Source organism: Shouchella phoenicis (genome assembly GCF_047238345.1).
Lineage (GTDB): Bacteria > Bacillota > Bacilli > Bacillales > Bacillaceae_D > Shouchella.
On sequence record NZ_JBDFMQ010000001.1, the window covers coordinates 1,429,502 to 1,446,489 of the forward strand.

A 16,988-nucleotide genomic window follows, 5' to 3' on the forward strand; every position below is an offset into this window, starting at 1 on the left:
CGTTTTTTGTCGTCTAAACGGCTTGTCTTATGCAGAAAGTCCGTTTAATCTTTTTGCAAGACGAGACTTTTGACGTGCTGCAGCATTTTTATGGATAAGTCCTTTTGTTGCAGCTTTATCAATCTTCTTCGTCGCTTCAGCAAAAGCAACTTTTGCTTCTTCTGCATTGCCGTTAGAAGCAGCAGTATCAAAGTTCTTTACTGCAGAACGTAAAGCAGATTTTTGAGCTGCGTTTTGCGCGCGGCGTTTATCGTTTGTTTTAACACGTTTAATAGCAGATTTAATATTTGGCATTTATTTCACCTCCGTCATAAAATGGCCTATGCGAAGGCCTCTCTAGATCACTGTTTCAGCAGTACAACACTCTGCATTTTATCAAACATACTCAATGATTGCAATACAAAGTGTTGAAGTCTTCTATCTTCTGAATGTTTTCTTTTCGACTCGGTCATATTAATTGTATCACATTGACGAAGGAGAAGAGATAACGTTATGGGTAAATTGAACATGGAACCATTTGTGATTCGAACGGATCTGGCTCTTGAAGCGCATGAAATGGTCGTGGAAGAACAAGAGCAACAAAATGTAAAAGAGCCAAATAAAGTTGACGATGTGCTCGTTGTAGAAGAAACGGTCTCAAATGTAAAAGTGACGAAAGTGAAAATTGGTAAAGAGGGAGCCGAACGATTAGGAAAAAAAGCAGGAAATTACTTAACCTTTGAAGCCCAAGGAATTAGACAAAAGGATACAGATTTACAAGCAGACCTTGAGCGAGTTTTTGCAAAAGAATTTTCTGCTTTCTTAAAGCGATCGAACATTAAAGAAGACGCCACATGTTTAATTGTTGGTTTAGGAAATTGGAATGTTACCCCAGATGCCCTAGGTCCATTAACAGTAGAAGAAATTTTAGTCACCAAGCACTTGTTTAAACTAGCGCCGGAGGAAATTCAAGATGGCTATCGCTCTGTTAGTGCCATTACACCTGGGGTTATGGGGGTAACAGGAATTGAGACAAGTGACGTTGTATTTGGTGTTGTTGAGAAAACGAAGCCAGATTTTCTGATTGTCATTGATGCGTTAGCCTCTCGTTCAATCGAACGTGTGAACACGACGATTCAAATTGCCGATACGGGGATTCATCCTGGTAGTGGTGTAGGGAATAACCGTAAAGCAATGAATCAAGAAACGTTAGGTATCCCTGTTATTGCCATTGGGATTCCTACTGTTGTTGATGCAGTCACGATTACTTCCGATGCAATTGATTTTGTGTTAAAGCATATGGGGAAAGAAATGAGAGAAGGCGACAAACCATCAAAACGATTAGCACCAGCTGGAATGACGTTTGGAGAACGGCGAGAATTGACGGAAAAGGATTTACCTGACGAAGCTGGAAGAAAAGCGATATTAGGCATGGTCGGAGGTTTGGAAATGGAAGAAAAACGAAGCTTAATTCAAGAAGTTCTTGCCCCGTTAGGTCATAATTTAATGGTAACCCCAAAAGAAATTGATGTGTTTATTGAAGATATGGCTCACGTCATTGCTGGAGGTCTAAACGCTGCCTTGCATGGTAGAGTGAATCAAGAAAACGTGGGTGCTTATACAAAATAAGCCACAACGATTTGCAAGAAAATACCCGCACCCGAACTAGCACGTAAAGGCGTCCTTTTAGGGCGCTTTTTCGATACGGTTTGGTTTTCGAAAAAAAGCTTGGTCTTTTTTTTTCTTTGATACATATAGTGTAAAAAAGGACAAGCTCTCCAAGCTTGGTAGAAAGGATGAGGAAAATGAAGACGGCAAAACGTCGATTTTTCTTATTGTTTTTTAGCGTGCTGTTTGGCTTAATGATGGGTGTACAAATGATGAGTGAATACGCAGGTTTAAATGAACCAAAACCGTTAAATATAGAAACAACGACAGAAGATGAAGGCGCTGAATCCATGCAAGCAGTGAGCGTACCACCAGAAGAAAAGGAAGAGAAGCGTCAGCCAATTACAACAAATCGTGAAGAAAAGGGTCTTTCAAACTTATTTTCTGATTTAGGCTCGACGTTAGCCAATCAAACAGAGGGCGCGACACGCTCCGGGCTTGAAAAAGTTGTCTCTCTTGTACAAGACAATGTAAACAAAGAAGAGAGGGAATAAAAAGCTTTTATTGCTGGTGTGCCTTAACCTTGCTATAATAAGGGATAGTGTAAATGTAGGTTTTTTTAGGGGTGAAGGCAGACGAATGAAGAAGGATCAAAAACTAGAGCGCCAATCTAGAATACGTAATTTCTCGATTATCGCTCACATTGACCACGGTAAATCAACGTTGGCTGACCGGATTTTAGAACGCACCGGCGCATTAACTGATAGAGAAATGAAAGCTCAAACGCTAGATGCAATGGATCTTGAAAGAGAACGTGGCATTACCATTAAATTAAATGCAGTGCAGTTAAAATATACAGCAAAAGATGGAGAAGAATACATTTTTCATTTGATTGATACCCCAGGTCATGTCGATTTTACATATGAAGTATCGCGAAGCTTGGCAGCTTGTGAAGGCGCCCTGTTAATTGTCGATAGTGCGCAAGGGATCGAAGCGCAGACGTTAGCGAATGTTTATTTAGCACTGGATAATGATCTAGAAATACTCCCAGTCATTAATAAAATTGACTTACCAAGTGCAGAGCCGGACCGAGTGAAAAAAGAAGTAGAAGATGTTATTGGATTGGATGCTTCTGACGCCGTTCTTGCATCTGCAAAAAATGGAATTGGTATTGAAGAAATACTGGAGCAAGTGGTTGAGAAAGTACCAGCACCTGCTGGAGATCCTGATGCGCCATTAAAAGCATTGATCTTTGATTCTCTCTATGACCCTTACCGAGGTGTTATTGCATATATTCGAATTGTAGAAGGAACGGTAAAGCCAGGACAAAAGATTCGGATGATGCAAACAGGGAAAGAATTTGAAGTGAACGAAGTAGGTGTCTTTACACCGAAAACGGTGAAGTGCGATGAGCTTACTGTTGGAGATGTAGGATTCTTAACAGCGGCTATTAAAAACGTGGGCGACTCCCGTGTAGGGGATACAATTACGAGTGCTGTTACACCTGCAGAAAAGGCACTTCCAGGTTATCGTCGGATGAATCCAATGGTATATTGTGGTTTATACCCAATCGATACTGGTGAATACAATGATCTTCGTGAAGCATTAGAACGACTTGAGTTAAATGACTCTTCGCTTCAATATGAAGCAGAAACGTCTCAAGCTTTAGGGTTCGGGTTTCGTTGTGGATTTTTAGGTTTGCTGCACATGGAAATTATCCAAGAGCGAATTGAACGAGAATTTGGTATTACGTTAATTACAACAGCACCATCTGTTATTTATACAGTAACCATGACGGACCAAGAAGTGATCAACATTGATAATCCATCCAATATGCCTGATGCACAAAAAGTAGATCATGTTGAAGAGCCTTATGTAAAAGCAACCATTATGGTCCCGAATGATTTTGTTGGCGCCGTTATGGAGTTGTGTCAAGGAAAGCGCGGCGTGTTTATGGACATGCAGTACTTGGATGAGGTTCGAGTTCAGATTGTCTATGAGATCCCGCTTTCAGAAATTGTCTATGATTTCTTTGACCAACTTAAGTCTAATACAAAAGGATATGCATCCTTTGATTATGAGCTTGTAGGCTACCGTGAGTCAAAGCTTGTAAAAATGGATATTTTGCTAAATGGCGAAAAAGTCGATGCGTTATCTGTTATTGTGCATAGAGATTCTGCCTATGAGCGAGGAAAAATTATTGTTGAGAAGCTTAAGCAACTCATTCCAAGACAGCAATTTGAAGTGCCTATACAGGCGAGCATTGGTACAAAAGTCATTGCGCGCTCGACGATTAAAGCAATGCGTAAAAACGTTCTTTCCAAATGTTATGGTGGAGATATTTCGCGTAAACGTAAGCTTCTGGAAAAACAAAAAGAAGGTAAGAAACGAATGAAAGCAGTTGGGAATGTAGAAGTTCCCCAAGAAGCGTTTATGGCTGTACTGCGAATGGACGAAGATTAAGAATGGAAAAAGCCAGCTACGTTTGAGTTGGCTTTTTTTCTTTGTGAGGAGGACGAAGCAATGGGACATTCCATTTATATACACATCCCATTTTGTGAACATATTTGCCATTACTGCGATTTTAATAAAGTCTTTTTAGAAAATCAGCCAGTGGAAGCGTATATCGATGCACTGATTAAAGAGATAGAAGGATCGCAACAAGCGCGCAATCAAATGCCGATTGAAACCATTTACATTGGTGGAGGCACACCGACTGCGCTTACGGCGACTCAGTTGGAACGTTTGTTTCAATCGATACACCGCTTGTTGAACCTATCGGAGTTAAAAGAGTGGTCTGTTGAAGTGAATCCTGACAGTGGGACTACGGACCGTTTGAACGTCATGAAGAAATACGGCGTCACTCGCTTAAGTTTAGGGGTGCAGACGTTTTCTCAGCCAATATTAACAGAGATTGGCCGAACTCATTCACCTGAAGGTGTACACGATGCGATTAAAAAGGCGAGAGATGCAGGGTTTACGAATCTTTCGGTTGATTTGATGCTAGGTCTTCCAAATCAATCAGTAGCTGAATTTGAGCAATCCTTAGACGAAGCGTTGCGCTTAGGCGTCGAACATATTTCTGCGTATATGTTGAAAGTTGAAAAGCAGACTGTCTTCTATAATCGTAAAAAGAAAGGCACACTGTCCTTGCCCCCTGAAGAAGATGATGTAGCGATGTATGACATCTTAACTGAACGAACAAAGGCGCATGGGCTCAAACAATATGAGTTAAGTAATTTTGGGAAGCCAGGTTATGAGAGTAAACATAATTTAGTCTATTGGGATAACCGTTCCTATGCAGGTTTTGGAGCAGGTGCTTCAGGCTATGAAGACCGCTGCCGTTATCAAAATATCAACCCAATCCAGAAATACATTGATGCGATTTTGGAGCGTGGAGAAGCGACATATAAAAAGCACGACGTTTCAAAAGCGGAGTATCTTGAAGAAGCTGTATTCTTAGGATTAAGGAAACGAGAGGGTGTTCAGAAGCAGTCATTTTATGACACCTATGGACATAAGCTTGACGAGTTGTTTAAAGAAGAAATTGCCACGGGTGTGCAAAAGGGCTTACTTCATAATAGTGACGAATATCTTTCCTTAACGAAAGAAGGGTTGTTGCTCGCTAACGAAGCATTTGAATTGTTTGTAGCGGCTTTAGATGAATCAGCTTTTTCCTATTAGAACCTGTTTTTTTAATTGACAAAAAGGATGCCTTTTGATAGTGTAACTATAGCATTAGCACTCAACGATAGCGAGTGCTAACAGGGGGTGCTTGGAATGTTGACTGAAAGACAACTCTTGATCTTACATGCAATCGTTGACGATTATGTTCGTTCCGCTGAGCCAGTTGGTTCAAGAAGCATCTCTAAGCGTGCTGATGTTCAATTTAGCTCAGCAACGATTCGGAACGAGATGGCTGATTTGGAAGAGCTTGGCTTTCTTGATAAGCCTCATAGCTCTGCTGGACGTGTTCCTTCCCAAAAAGGATATCGCTATTATGTTGACCATTTATTGTCTCCTCATCGTTTAACCGTGGCAGAGCGTTCAAGATTATCGACGCTTGCATCTGCTAAACTGCAGGCGATTGAAGAAGTATTCCAAGAATCCGCTCGCATTCTGTCGGAAATGACAAGCTATGTGTCAATTGTTCTCGGGCCAGAATTACTAAATGAACGACTGCAAAAAATCCAGATCGTTCCACTGGAAGGCATGAAAGCTATTGTCATTCTTATTAGTGAAACAGGACATATTGAGAACCATATTGTGCAGCTTGATGAACACGTAACAGCTGAAGATTTAGAACGAACGGTTAATCTATTGAACGAACGTTTAAGAGGCGTACCGTTTTCTCAGCTTCAACAAAAGATTCAATTCGAGTTGAATCACTTGTTTAAAGCGCATATTAAAAATTACAAACACGTATTGGCGATGCTTCAGCCGACATTATCGCCTGATATTGCGGAGAAACTATTCTTTTCGGGACGCTCGAATCTAATGGAACAGCCTGAATTTCAAGACATGGAAAAGATGCGAATGGTTTATCGGACCCTTGAAGAAGAATCTGTTCTTTACGATTGGTTGAAAACCCAGCATTTCAATGGATTGAACGTCTCCATTGGAAACGAAAATCAACTAGCTGCTTTTGATGAGTGCAGTATTGTTACAGCCTCATTTGCTATTAATGGTCAACATGTTGGTACGTTAGGTGTCATTGGTCCAACACGGATGGAATATCGACGGATGATAAAAGTCGTTGATTCGCTTTCGAAAAATATGTCAAAGCTACTAACAGACCACTAAGAGATTGATGTGGGTGGCGGTTTATTTGACTGCTGCTTTACATACATAAAAATCAAGAGCAACATTGTTTGCGTCTTGTGAAGATTTTTTGCTATCCTGACGAAGGTATAACAAAAATGTGAAATGGATTGATTATAGCAGGAGGTGAACAAAATGCCAGAGGAAAAGAAAAATGATGCAGAACAGCAAGAGCATGGCACTGAAGAAGAAGTAGTGGACAACCGTTCAGAAGAACAAACGGATGTTGACGAAACGGTTCAAGAAGAAGCTGAAGTCGTTCATCCTCTTGAAGCAGAATTAAAAGAAGCAAATGATCGTTTAGCGCGAACAAGAGCTGACTATGATAACTTCAGAAGAAGGACGAAAGAAGAGCGTGAAGCTCAGCTTAAATATAAATCACAAGCATTGATTGAGACGTTACTACCTGCTCTCGATAACTTTGAGCGTGCACTAGCAGTAAATCCAGAAAACGAGGAAGCGAAACAGCTTCTTCAAGGGATGGAAATGGTGCATCGCCAAATTGAAGATGCGCTTCAAAATGAGGGCGTGACAGTTATCCCTACAAAGGGAGAAACGTTTGATCCTCATTACCATCAAGCTGTTATGCAGGTTGAAGAAGAAGGTTTTGAAAGCAATCAAATTGTTGATGAACTGCAAAAAGGGTATCAGTTAAAAGATCGAGTTATTCGCCATTCAATGGTTAAAGTGAATTCATAGGCTTAGGAGGAAGAAAAAAATGAGTAAAATTATTGGAATTGATTTAGGTACAACGAATTCATGTGTAGCAGTAATGGAAGGTGGAGAAGCAACGGTTATTCCTAACCCGGAAGGCAACCGTACAACTCCGTCTGTTGTGGCATTTAAAGATGGCGAGCGCTTAGTAGGTGAAGTAGCAAAACGTCAAGCCATTACAAATCCTAACACTGTTATTTCAATTAAGCGTCACATTGGTACAGATTATAAAGTAGAAGTAGAAGGAAAAAGCTACTCTCCTCAAGAAATTTCTGCGATCATCCTTCAAAAACTTAAGTCTGATGCTGAGGCATACTTAGGTGAGACGGTAACGAAAGCGGTTATTACCGTTCCTGCATACTTTAATGACTCTCAACGTCAAGCAACAAAAGATGCTGGTAAAATTGCTGGACTTGAAGTAGACCGTATTGTAAACGAGCCAACAGCAGCAGCACTTGCTTATGGTTTAGAAAAAGAAGAAGACCAAACCATTCTTGTTTATGACCTTGGTGGCGGTACATTTGACGTGTCAATTCTTGAACTTGGCGACGGCTTCTTTGAAGTTAAGGCGACTTCTGGCGACAATAAATTAGGTGGAGATGACTTTGATGATGTTGTCATGGATCACCTAGTAGCAGAGTTTAAAAAAGAAAACGGCATTGATTTATCACAAGATAAAATGGCGATGCAGCGTTTAAAAGATGCAGCTGAAAAAGCGAAAAAAGATCTTTCAGGTGTCATGCAGACTCAAATTTCTTTACCGTTTATTACAGCAGATTCTACGGGACCGAAGCACTTAGAAATGAACTTAACTCGTGCGAAATTTGATGAGTTAACGACTGATTTAGTTGAGCGTACACTAGCGCCAACTCGCCGTGCGCTTTCTGATTCAGGTCTTTCAGCTTCTGAGATCGATAAAGTAGTTCTTGTTGGTGGTTCTACACGTATTCCAGCTGTACAAGAAGCAATCAAGCGTTTAACAGGCAAAGATTCTCATAAAGGTGTAAACCCAGATGAAGTAGTAGCATTAGGTGCTGCAATTCAAGCTGGTGTCTTAACTGGTGATGTGAAAGACGTTGTATTACTAGATGTGACACCTCTATCACTTGGTATCGAAACAATGGGATCTGTCTTCACGAAGCTAATTGAACGTAATACAACGATCCCAACATCTAAATCACAGACGTTCTCAACCGCTGCAGATAATCAGCCTTCTGTTGATATCCATGTTTTACAAGGTGAGCGCGAAATGGCAGCAGATAACAAAACGCTTGGCCGTTTCCAATTAAACGATATTCCACCAGCACCACGTGGGGTTCCACAAATTGAAGTAACCTTTGATATTGATGCGAACGGTATCGTGAATGTTAAAGCGAAAGACCTAGGTACAAACAAAGAACAGTCCATTACGATTACATCTTCTTCTGGTCTTTCTGACGAAGAAATCGAAAAAATGGTTCAAGACGCTGAAGAAAATGCAGAAGCAGATAAAAAGCGTCGTGAGCAAGTTGAACTTCGCAACGAAGCCGATCAGCTTGTGTTCACAACTGAAAAAACACTAACTGACCTTGGTGACAACGTTGAACAAGAAGAAAAAGATAAAGCAGAAGCTGCGAAAGACAAATTAAAAGCAGCGCTTGAAACAGATAACGAAGAAGAAATCAAGACTGCTAAAGATGAGCTACAAGAAATCGTTACAGCATTAACGACGAAAATGTATGAGCAAGCGGCTCAAGCTGCGCAAGCACAACAAGGTGCTGAAGGCGAAGGTAGCCAGCAAGATGAGAATGTTGTCGATGCGGACTATGAAGAAGTAAACGACGACGAAAAGAAATAAGGTTTATGGAAAAGTCAAAGTCAGTTTCAAGGGCTTTGACTTTTTTTTAAGAACGTCTCTATCCAAGTTGCGCAATGGGATTGACTGATGATAAGATGAACGTTATGTGAGAATAGGTAAAGCAGCATGGTTGCTTTGTAGTCGGGAGGAAAACCGTGAGTAAACGAGATTTTTATGAAGTATTAGGTGTAAGCGAGAATGCTTCTGAAGACGAAGTGAAAAAGGCATATCGAAAATTAGCTCGCAAATACCACCCTGATGTTAATAAAGAAGAGGGTGCCGAATCAAAATTTAAAGAAGTAAAAGAAGCGTATGATACGTTAAGCGACCCACAAAAGAAAGCACATTATGATCAATTTGGTCACACTGATCCAAACCAAGGCTTTGGTGGAGCAGGTGCTGGTGATTTTGGTGGCTTTAGCGATATTTTTGACATGTTCTTCGGTGGTCAAGGTGGCGGAAGAAGAAATCCAAACGCACCAAGACAAGGAAACGATCTCCAATATACGATGACGTTGGACTTTAAAGAAGCTGTCTTCGGAAAAGAAACGGAAATTGAGATACCGAGAGACGAAAACTGTGAAACCTGTGATGGATCCGGGGCAAAGCCGGGAACGAAACCAGAAACATGTTCGCACTGTAAAGGCTCAGGTCAATTAAACGTTGAACAAAACACGCCATTTGGCCGTGTTGTGAACCGTCGTGTGTGTAACCATTGTGAAGGTTCAGGAAAAATCATTAAAGATAAATGTAATACGTGTCACGGTAAAGGAAAAGTTCGTAAGAAGAAAACGATAAATGTAAAAGTACCTGCAGGGATTGATAATGGCCAACAGCTTCGTGTATCTGGTCAAGGAGAAGCCGGCACAAACGGTGGTCCAGCCGGGGATCTTTATGTTGTTTTCCAAGTGAGAGAGCACGAGTTCTTTGAACGAGATGGAGAGGATGTGTATTGTGAAGTCCCTCTAACATTCCCTCAAGTTGCATTAGGGGATGAAATTGAAGTGCCGACGTTAACGGGCAAGATTAAACTAAAAATCCCAGCTGGTACACAAACTGGAACAAACTTTAGATTAAAAGGAAAAGGCGTGCCAAATGTTCATGGTCGTGGCCAAGGAGACCAACACGTACAAGTGCGCGTTGTTACACCTAAAAATCTTAACGAAAATGAAAAAGAATTAATGAGAGAATTCGCTGGTATGAGTGGTGGGCGACCAGAAGAGCAAAATGATGGCTTTTTTGATAAGTTGCGTCGAGCTTTTAAAGGTGATTAATGAGATGAGTAGTGAAGTGAAGGGCCAATTCCTTTACTTCACTTCTTTTACGAGTGCATAAGAAAAGGTGGACAAAACAATGAAATGGGCAGAATTCTTCGTACATACAACGCAAGAAGCAGTCGAGCCAGTATCAAACATTCTTCATGAAGCAGGTGCAGCAGGTGTTGCGATTGAAGACCCAAAAGATTTAGTAACGGAATGGAGCGTTAAGTTTGGTGAAGTCTATGAATTGAATCCAGACGATTATCCGGAAGAGGGTGTAATGGTAAAAGCCTACTTTCCAATGAATGATCAGTTCCATAAGACGATTGCGGAAGTAGAAGATAAAATTCAAGGCCTCGTCACGTTTGACATTAATATTGGCAATGGTACAACTGGTTATGTTGAAGTTAACGATGATGACTGGGCGAATGCATGGAAAAAGTATTATCACCCGGTAAACGTCACGGATCAGATTGTCATTGTACCAACTTGGGAAGACTATGAAAAAAAAGAACATGAAATGATTATCGAGCTTGATCCTGGGATGGCATTTGGAACAGGTACGCATCCAACAACCATTCTCTCTTTACAAGCGATTGAAAAGATCGTAAAAAAAGGTGATGCAGTCATTGATGTTGGTACTGGTTCCGGTGTTTTAGCTCTTGCTGCGTGGAAGCTTGGTGCACACACGATTCATGCGTATGACTTAGATGATGTGGCTGTGACAAGTGCCCGAGAGAACTTTAAATTAAATAACGCTGAGTCCGCAATAAACATTGCGCAAAATGATTTGTTGACAGGGATTCAGGCACATACAGCCGATCTCGTTGTTGCGAATATTTTAGCGGAAGTGATTGTGACGTTTACAGAGGACGCATATCGTGTCGTGAAACCTGGAGGAACGTTTATTACATCTGGTATTATTGAGCGCAAGGAACAACTTGTAAAAGAATCGATTGAACAAGCTGGCTTTATGATTGATTCCATTCAACGTCAAGAAGGTTGGATTGCCATCATAGCAAAAAAGCCTAGTGAATGAGGTGACGTATGCAGCGCTATTTTATAGCAGATGAGCAAATGAGCGATACGAATATATCGGTAACAGGTGAAGATGCCCAACATATTAGAAAAGTCATGCGTATGTCTGTAGGCGATCACATCGTATGTGTAAATACTCGCAGTCGCTCAGTGGTAGTGAAACTAACAGCAGTTTCAGAAGCGAGCGTAGATGGAGAGATTCTTTACGACGAAGATAAACAAACCGATATGCCTGTTCAAGTGACCCTTGCGCAAGGCTTGCCAAAAGGCGATAAATTTGAATACATTATTCAAAAAGCAACGGAATTAGGCGTTCACGCAATCATACCTTTTCTTGCAGAACGGTCTATTGTAAAATGGGATGAGAAAAAAATTCAAAAAAAGCTCACTCGCTTTGAAAAGATTGCAAAAGAAGCTTCTGAGCAATCGCACCGCTCTTCCATCCCACAGATTGAAGCGCCATTAGATGGACAAGCGCTCGTCAGCCGTGTAAATCTGTACGATGCTTGCTTGGTTTGTGATGAAGAAGAAGCAAAGCAAGGCGAAAAGAGTCAGCTAAAGCAAATGCTTGAAACGTTAAAACCAGGTACACGTTTATTAATTATTGTTGGCCCTGAGGGTGGATTATCTCGCTCTGAAGTTAGGGAATTAACAGGTGCACAAGCACGAACGTGTAGCTTAGGTCCAAGAATTTTAAGGACTGAAACGGCGAGTCTGTATATCTTAGCTGCACTCTCTTATCAAGTAGAATTATGAGGTGAAATAAATGTCAACCGTTGCCTTTCATACATTAGGTTGTAAAGTGAATCATTATGAAACAGAAGCTATTTGGCAACTGTTTAAACAAAATGGGTACGAAAAAGTGGAGTACGAAGAAACAGCAGATGTTTACGTTATAAATACCTGTACGGTTACAAATACAGGTGATAAGAAAAGCCGACAAGTCATTCGCCGAGCTATTCGAAAAAACCCTGACGCGGTTATTTGTGTAACAGGTTGTTACGCGCAAACATCACCAGCGGAGATTATGGCCATTCCTGGCGTAGATGTTGTTGTTGGTACACAAGATCGTCCAAAAATGCTTGGATACATCGAGCAATTTAAACAAGAGCGCCAGCCAATTAACGGTGTTGGCAATATCATGAAAACGAGAGTGTATGAAGAGTTAGATGTCCCTTCATTCACTGATCGCACACGAGCTTCTTTGAAAATTCAAGAAGGGTGTAACAATTTCTGTACTTTTTGTATTATTCCTTGGGCTAGAGGCTTAATGCGATCTCGTGACCCAGAAGAAGTGGTTCGTCAAGCACAACAGCTTGTTGATGCTGGATACAAGGAAATTGTCTTAACAGGCATTCACACAGGTGGATACGGCGAAGATTTAAAAGATTATAGTCTTGCGCGGCTGCTTGAAGATTTAGAAACAGTGAAAGGTCTTAAACGTATTCGAATTTCGTCCATCGAAGCAAGTCAGTTAACAGATGAAGTGATTGCGGTGATTGGCAAGTCAAATAAAATTGTACGTCATATGCATGTTCCGCTTCAATCAGGTTCTGACACGGTATTGAAACGCATGCGTCGTAAGTACACTATGGCTGCCTTTGCAGAACGTATTACAAAATTAAAAGCGGTTTTGCCACGCCTAGCAATTACTTCTGACGTCATTGTAGGGTTCCCTGGTGAAACAGAAGAAGAATTCCAAGAAACCTATGATTTTATCGCTGAGCATAAGTTTAGCGAACTTCATGTATTCCCTTATTCAATGAGAACCGGCACGCCAGCTGCACGCATGACCGATCAAGTTGAAGAAGGTGTTAAAAATAATCGCGTTCATCGCTTAATTGAGCTATCAAATCAGTTAGCAAAAGAATATGCCTCGTCATTTGAAAACGAAGTGCTAGAAGTCATTCCAGAAGAACGTGATAAAGACAATCTAGAAAGTGGTTTGTTCATTGGTTATACAGACAATTATTTAAAAGTAAAAGTACCAGTTGATGAAAAAATGGTCGGTGAAATTGTTCGTGTGAAAATTACAGAAGCTGGCTATCCATACAACAAAGGTCAGTTTGTGCGAGTAGTAACGGAAGAAGAGCAATTGATGTCGCAAGCGAATTAACGAACGTTTGAAAAAGAGGGTAGCTATTAACCATTAGCGCCCTCTTTTTTCTGAATGAAACATACGCGCATTTCATGTTATGATAATGAACGAGAAAGGATGATAGAATATGACTAAAGATATAGCGAGCTACATTGACCATACTTTATTAAAAGCAGATGTAAAACAGGAGCAAATTATTCAACTTTGTCAAGAAGCAAAGGAATATCAATTCGCGTCTGTTTGTATCAATCCATATTGGGTTCAAGAAGCTGCGAAAGCTTTACAAGCAGAAGAGAATGTAAAAGTTTGTACAGTAATTGGATTTCCACTAGGACAGTCAGCAACCGAAACAAAGAAATTTGAAACAGAATTAGCGATTAAACACGGTGCTGAAGAAATTGACATGGTCATTAACATAGGTGCTTTAAAAGATGGAAACTATGACGTAGTCCAAAACGATATTGAAGCCGTTGTTGAAGCGGCAAAAGGAAAAGCCCTCGTAAAAGTGATTATTGAAACGTGTTTGCTGACAGATGAAGAGAAAACAGTAGCATGTGAGCGATCTGTAAAGGCTGGAGCGGATTTTGTTAAAACATCGACTGGTTTTTCGACTGGTGGAGCAACGATTGAAGATGTGAAACTTATGCGTCAAACCGTTGGGGATCAAGTTGGTGTCAAAGCTTCTGGAGGCGTAAGGAATCTTAAAGATTTAGAAGCGATGGTTGAAGCAGGGGCCACGCGCATTGGCGCAAGTTCAGGCGTTGAGATTGTTAAGGGCTTGGAAGGACAAGCAAACTATTAAAAAGCTGGGGATTCCCCAGCTTTTTTGTTTTAAAATAATGTATCAATAAACGTCTTTTCATCTTCAGATAATGATACATCGACACTTTTAGCATTATCCAATAACTGCTCAGCTCGTTTTGCTCCCGGAATAATAATATCAATTTCCGGTCTTGACAAGTACCAAGCAAGAACAATATGTGCTGTATCTACGTTATGTTTTTTAGCGATTGGGCTTAGCTGATTTACTTTTTCAATGTTTTGTTTGAATTTCGTTCCTTGGAAATGACCTTGATGGTTTCGTAAATCACCTTCTGGGAATACCGTATCCACCGTATATTTTCCAGCTAATAAGCCCGAAACAAGTGGGAAGTATGGAATGAAAGAAATGTGATGGTCTCTCATATAAGGAAACAATTCTTTTTCAGCTTCACGATTTAATAAATTGTATTCACCTTGAAAAACATCTACATACCCATCAGCATTCGCATCTTTTAATTGTTCAATTGAAAAGTTAGAAACACCAATGGAACGAATTTTTCCTGCTTGCTTTAATTCTTGCAATGCTGCTACCGCTTCACGCTTCGAAGTGTCTTCGTCTGGAAAGTGAATATAAAACAAATCAATATAAGACGTGTTCAACCGTTTTAATGCTGAATCAACCGATTCTTTAAGAAACGCCGGAGAATTATCAAATACGTAGTCGTCTCCGTTTTTTTTGTGAGCTGCTTTTGTGGCAATGACAACATCTTCACGCTTAAATTCTTGGAGTACTTCACCGATAAGTTCTTCAGAACGTCCTTCGCCGTAAATAAATGCGGTATCAATGAAATTAACCCCGTTTTTAATTCCTTGGCGTACAAGATCTTTCCCTTTTTCTTCGTCAAGGTCCGGATATAAGTTATGTCCACCAACTGCATTTGCACCTAAACCAATAGGGAATACCTTTATCCCTGAGTTTCCTAATTCTTGTGTACTCATTTTGAACTTCCTCCTTATAGATCTAGTGCGTACTCTTCTAGTTTAACGGTCTTTTTCTAATCGTGCAAAAAATTGAACAAAGCGTGCAAACGATCCAGCAAATGGAAGAACAAGAAGCGAACAAACAACATTATAAATCGTACTTGCATGGGCTAGTTGTACACTAGGACTTTCGCTTAATAAAGAAGAGAAGTGGGCGAGAAATTCAATAAAAGGATAAAAAAGCACAGCCCCGAGCAAATTTAACCATATATGTGCATGAGCAACAAGCCTAGCTGTTTTTCCAGCGCCGATGCTGGCGATGTAGGCAGTGAAGCATGTGCCAATATTTGCGCCTAGCATAATTGCAACACCTGATTCACTCGTTAAACTCAATCCTTCAATGAAGCTCATTGCAATTCCAATTGTAGCAGTACTTGATTGAATAATTGTCGTAACGATAGCCCCGACAGAAATGCCCGCTAAGTAATGATCATTCGTCCATTGAAAAAAGTACTCTGTTACGGGGAGCGATCGCAAAGGCTCAGCAAGTGTTTCCAATCCATTCATTGATAAAAATATGCAACCAATTCCAAATGTGACGCACCCAATTATGTAGAGGGAGGACCTGGTGAAAAGTAAGCAAATAAATCCTATTGCAATAAGAGGAAGCGCAAAGTCAGTTGCATTATAAGCGATCAATTCTAACGTGAAGCACGAACCAATATTTGCTCCGAGAATGACGCCAATGGAATGTTTAAATTTCATTAAGCTTGCGGCAACGAGGCCAACTAATAAAACGGTCACAACAGAACTACTTTGAAAGAGCATTGTAATAAGAATACCAACAATGAGCCCTTTAAAAGGTGAATCAGTAGTCTTTAATAGTATGGTCTTTATCTTGGTTGTTCCTACTTGTAAAAGCCCGGAACGTAAGATGTAGATGCCAAATAGAAATAAAGCTATGAATACGATTAATAATGAGAGAAATTCCTTTACCAAGCTTGTCACCACCTTGTCTTTAACACTATATGGGTTCAGTGATGGGAGCATGTCTATTTTCTATAGGCAGCAATGGATATTGTGACTTTTTAGTTGACCGAAAACGCCTACTGTATTATACTTATAGGAGACGTGTCATAAGCACGTATTGAGTTTGGTTGTTTTCGGAGGGAGGGAAATAGAATGGCAGAAACTCGTGTTCGCAAAAACGAATCGATTGATGCTGCACTTCGTCGCTTTAAGAGATCGCTCTCTAAAGAAGGAACGTTAGCTGAGGTTAAGAAACGTAAACACTTCGAAAAGCCAAGTGTGAAGCGTAAAAAGAAATCAGAAGCAGCTAGAAAACGTAAGTTCTAGTTTTTATTAGGAGAGGGTGATTTCACTTGACTCTTCTTGAGAGGTTAAACCTGGACATGAAGACAGCGATGAAAAATAAGGAAAAAGAAACACTTTCCGTAATTCGCATGGTGAAGTCCTCGTTGCAAAATGAGCAAATTAAGCTCGGACGTGAGCTTACTGACGATGAAAGCATGACTGTGCTTAATCGAGAAGTGAAGCAGCGTAAAGAATCCCTCCATGAATTTAAACAAGCGAATCGTGAAGATTTAGCGTTGAAGCAAGAAGAAGAACTTGCTTTGCTCCAACGATATATGCCTAAACAATTATCAGATGAAGATTTGGAAACGATTGTGAGCGAAACGATTACTGAGGTAGGTGCTTCTTCTAAAGCCGATATGGGCAAAGTGATGAGTGCCATTATGCCAAAAGTAAAAGGGAAAGCTGACGGTGGTTCTGTCAATCGACTTGTAGCAAAGCGGTTAACTTAACTTTTGTTTGATAAACCTCTGTTTTTTAAAAAAACAGAGGTTTTTTAGCGTTTAATTTGGATTTG

General features: G+C 40.5%; 17 protein-coding genes. 14 read left to right on the top strand and 3 right to left on the bottom strand.

Translation table 11 applies throughout. The features are described 5' to 3' along the window. Positions 1–27: 27 nt before the first annotated feature. Positions 28–294, bottom strand: a complete 267-nt coding sequence (gene rpsT / locus ABC361_RS07790) for a 30S ribosomal protein S20 (RefSeq protein WP_375078697.1) — start codon at positions 292–294, stop codon at positions 28–30. Positions 295–492: 198 nt separating this feature from the next. On the opposite strand from rpsT, the gene gpr reads away from it, so the two are divergent. The 12 genes from gpr (at position 493) to deoC (ending at position 14,156) form a co-directional block, all read left to right on the top strand. Next, positions 493–1,608 carry a GPR endopeptidase gene (gene gpr, locus ABC361_RS07795; protein ID WP_413073460.1) on the top strand — a complete coding sequence of 372 codons (1,116 nt, stop codon included), beginning with the start codon at positions 493–495 and terminating at the stop codon, positions 1,606–1,608. A gap of 176 nt (positions 1,609–1,784) precedes the next feature. After that, positions 1,785–2,141, top strand: a complete 357-nt coding sequence (locus tag ABC361_RS07800; RefSeq protein WP_413073461.1) for a DUF3679 domain-containing protein — start codon at positions 1,785–1,787, stop codon at positions 2,139–2,141. Positions 2,142–2,226: 85 nt separating this feature from the next. Beyond that, positions 2,227–4,050, top strand: coding sequence for a translation elongation factor 4 (gene lepA, locus ABC361_RS07805; RefSeq protein WP_413073462.1), 1,824 nt, complete (start codon positions 2,227–2,229; stop codon positions 4,048–4,050). A gap of 60 nt (positions 4,051–4,110) precedes the next feature. Beyond that, entirely contained in the window at positions 4,111–5,271 is a 1,161-nt protein-coding gene (hemW, locus tag ABC361_RS07810; protein ID WP_413073463.1) for a radical SAM family heme chaperone HemW, read from the top strand. Positions 5,272–5,367: 96 nt separating this feature from the next. Further along, on the top strand, positions 5,368–6,390 hold the full coding sequence (gene hrcA / locus ABC361_RS07815; RefSeq protein WP_099300388.1) for a heat-inducible transcriptional repressor HrcA: 1,023 nt from the start codon (positions 5,368–5,370) through the stop codon (positions 6,388–6,390). Positions 6,391–6,543: 153 nt separating this feature from the next. After that, the gene (gene grpE / locus ABC361_RS07820; protein ID WP_413073464.1) at positions 6,544–7,107 is read left to right on the top strand and encodes a nucleotide exchange factor GrpE; all 564 of its coding nucleotides are present in this window, start codon (positions 6,544–6,546) and stop codon (positions 7,105–7,107) included. Between the two features lie 19 nt (positions 7,108–7,126). Continuing rightward, the gene (gene dnaK / locus ABC361_RS07825) at positions 7,127–8,959 is read left to right on the top strand and encodes a molecular chaperone DnaK (protein WP_413073465.1); all 1,833 of its coding nucleotides are present in this window, start codon (positions 7,127–7,129) and stop codon (positions 8,957–8,959) included. Between the two features lie 155 nt (positions 8,960–9,114). Then, positions 9,115–10,233: a molecular chaperone DnaJ gene (dnaJ, locus tag ABC361_RS07830; protein WP_099300391.1), complete on the top strand. Its 1,119-nt coding sequence runs from the start codon at positions 9,115–9,117 to the stop codon at positions 10,231–10,233. Positions 10,234–10,312: 79 nt separating this feature from the next. Further along, positions 10,313–11,257: a 50S ribosomal protein L11 methyltransferase gene (gene prmA / locus ABC361_RS07835; RefSeq protein WP_413073466.1), complete on the top strand. Its 945-nt coding sequence runs from the start codon at positions 10,313–10,315 to the stop codon at positions 11,255–11,257. A gap of 8 nt (positions 11,258–11,265) precedes the next feature. Further along, complete coding sequence (locus ABC361_RS07840; RefSeq protein ID WP_413073467.1) at positions 11,266–12,012, top strand: 16S rRNA (uracil(1498)-N(3))-methyltransferase; 747 nt, start codon at positions 11,266–11,268, stop codon at positions 12,010–12,012. 10 nt (positions 12,013–12,022) lie between these two features. Further along, positions 12,023–13,372, top strand: a complete 1,350-nt coding sequence (gene mtaB, locus ABC361_RS07845) for a tRNA (N(6)-L-threonylcarbamoyladenosine(37)-C(2))-methylthiotransferase MtaB (RefSeq protein ID WP_413073468.1) — start codon at positions 12,023–12,025, stop codon at positions 13,370–13,372. 109 nt (positions 13,373–13,481) lie between these two features. Further along, on the top strand, positions 13,482–14,156 hold the full coding sequence (gene deoC, locus ABC361_RS07850) for a deoxyribose-phosphate aldolase (RefSeq protein ID WP_413073469.1): 675 nt from the start codon (positions 13,482–13,484) through the stop codon (positions 14,154–14,156). A 29-nt stretch (positions 14,157–14,185) separates the two neighbouring features. Here deoC and ABC361_RS07855 read toward each other — a convergent pair whose 3' ends face one another. Then, on the bottom strand, positions 14,186–15,115 hold the full coding sequence (locus ABC361_RS07855) for an aldo/keto reductase (protein ID WP_413073470.1): 930 nt from the start codon (positions 15,113–15,115) through the stop codon (positions 14,186–14,188). Between the two features lie 42 nt (positions 15,116–15,157). Further along, complete coding sequence (locus tag ABC361_RS07860) at positions 15,158–16,096, bottom strand: Na/Pi symporter (protein ID WP_413073471.1); 939 nt, start codon at positions 16,094–16,096, stop codon at positions 15,158–15,160. Between the two features lie 183 nt (positions 16,097–16,279). Here ABC361_RS07860 and rpsU point away from each other — a divergent pair, with 183 nt between their 5' ends. Further along, positions 16,280–16,453: a 30S ribosomal protein S21 gene (rpsU, locus tag ABC361_RS07865; protein WP_035396344.1), complete on the top strand. Its 174-nt coding sequence runs from the start codon at positions 16,280–16,282 to the stop codon at positions 16,451–16,453. Between the two features lie 26 nt (positions 16,454–16,479). Beyond that, on the top strand, positions 16,480–16,923 hold the full coding sequence (locus tag ABC361_RS07870) for a GatB/YqeY domain-containing protein (RefSeq protein ID WP_413073472.1): 444 nt from the start codon (positions 16,480–16,482) through the stop codon (positions 16,921–16,923). Positions 16,924–16,988 lie beyond the last annotated feature (65 nt).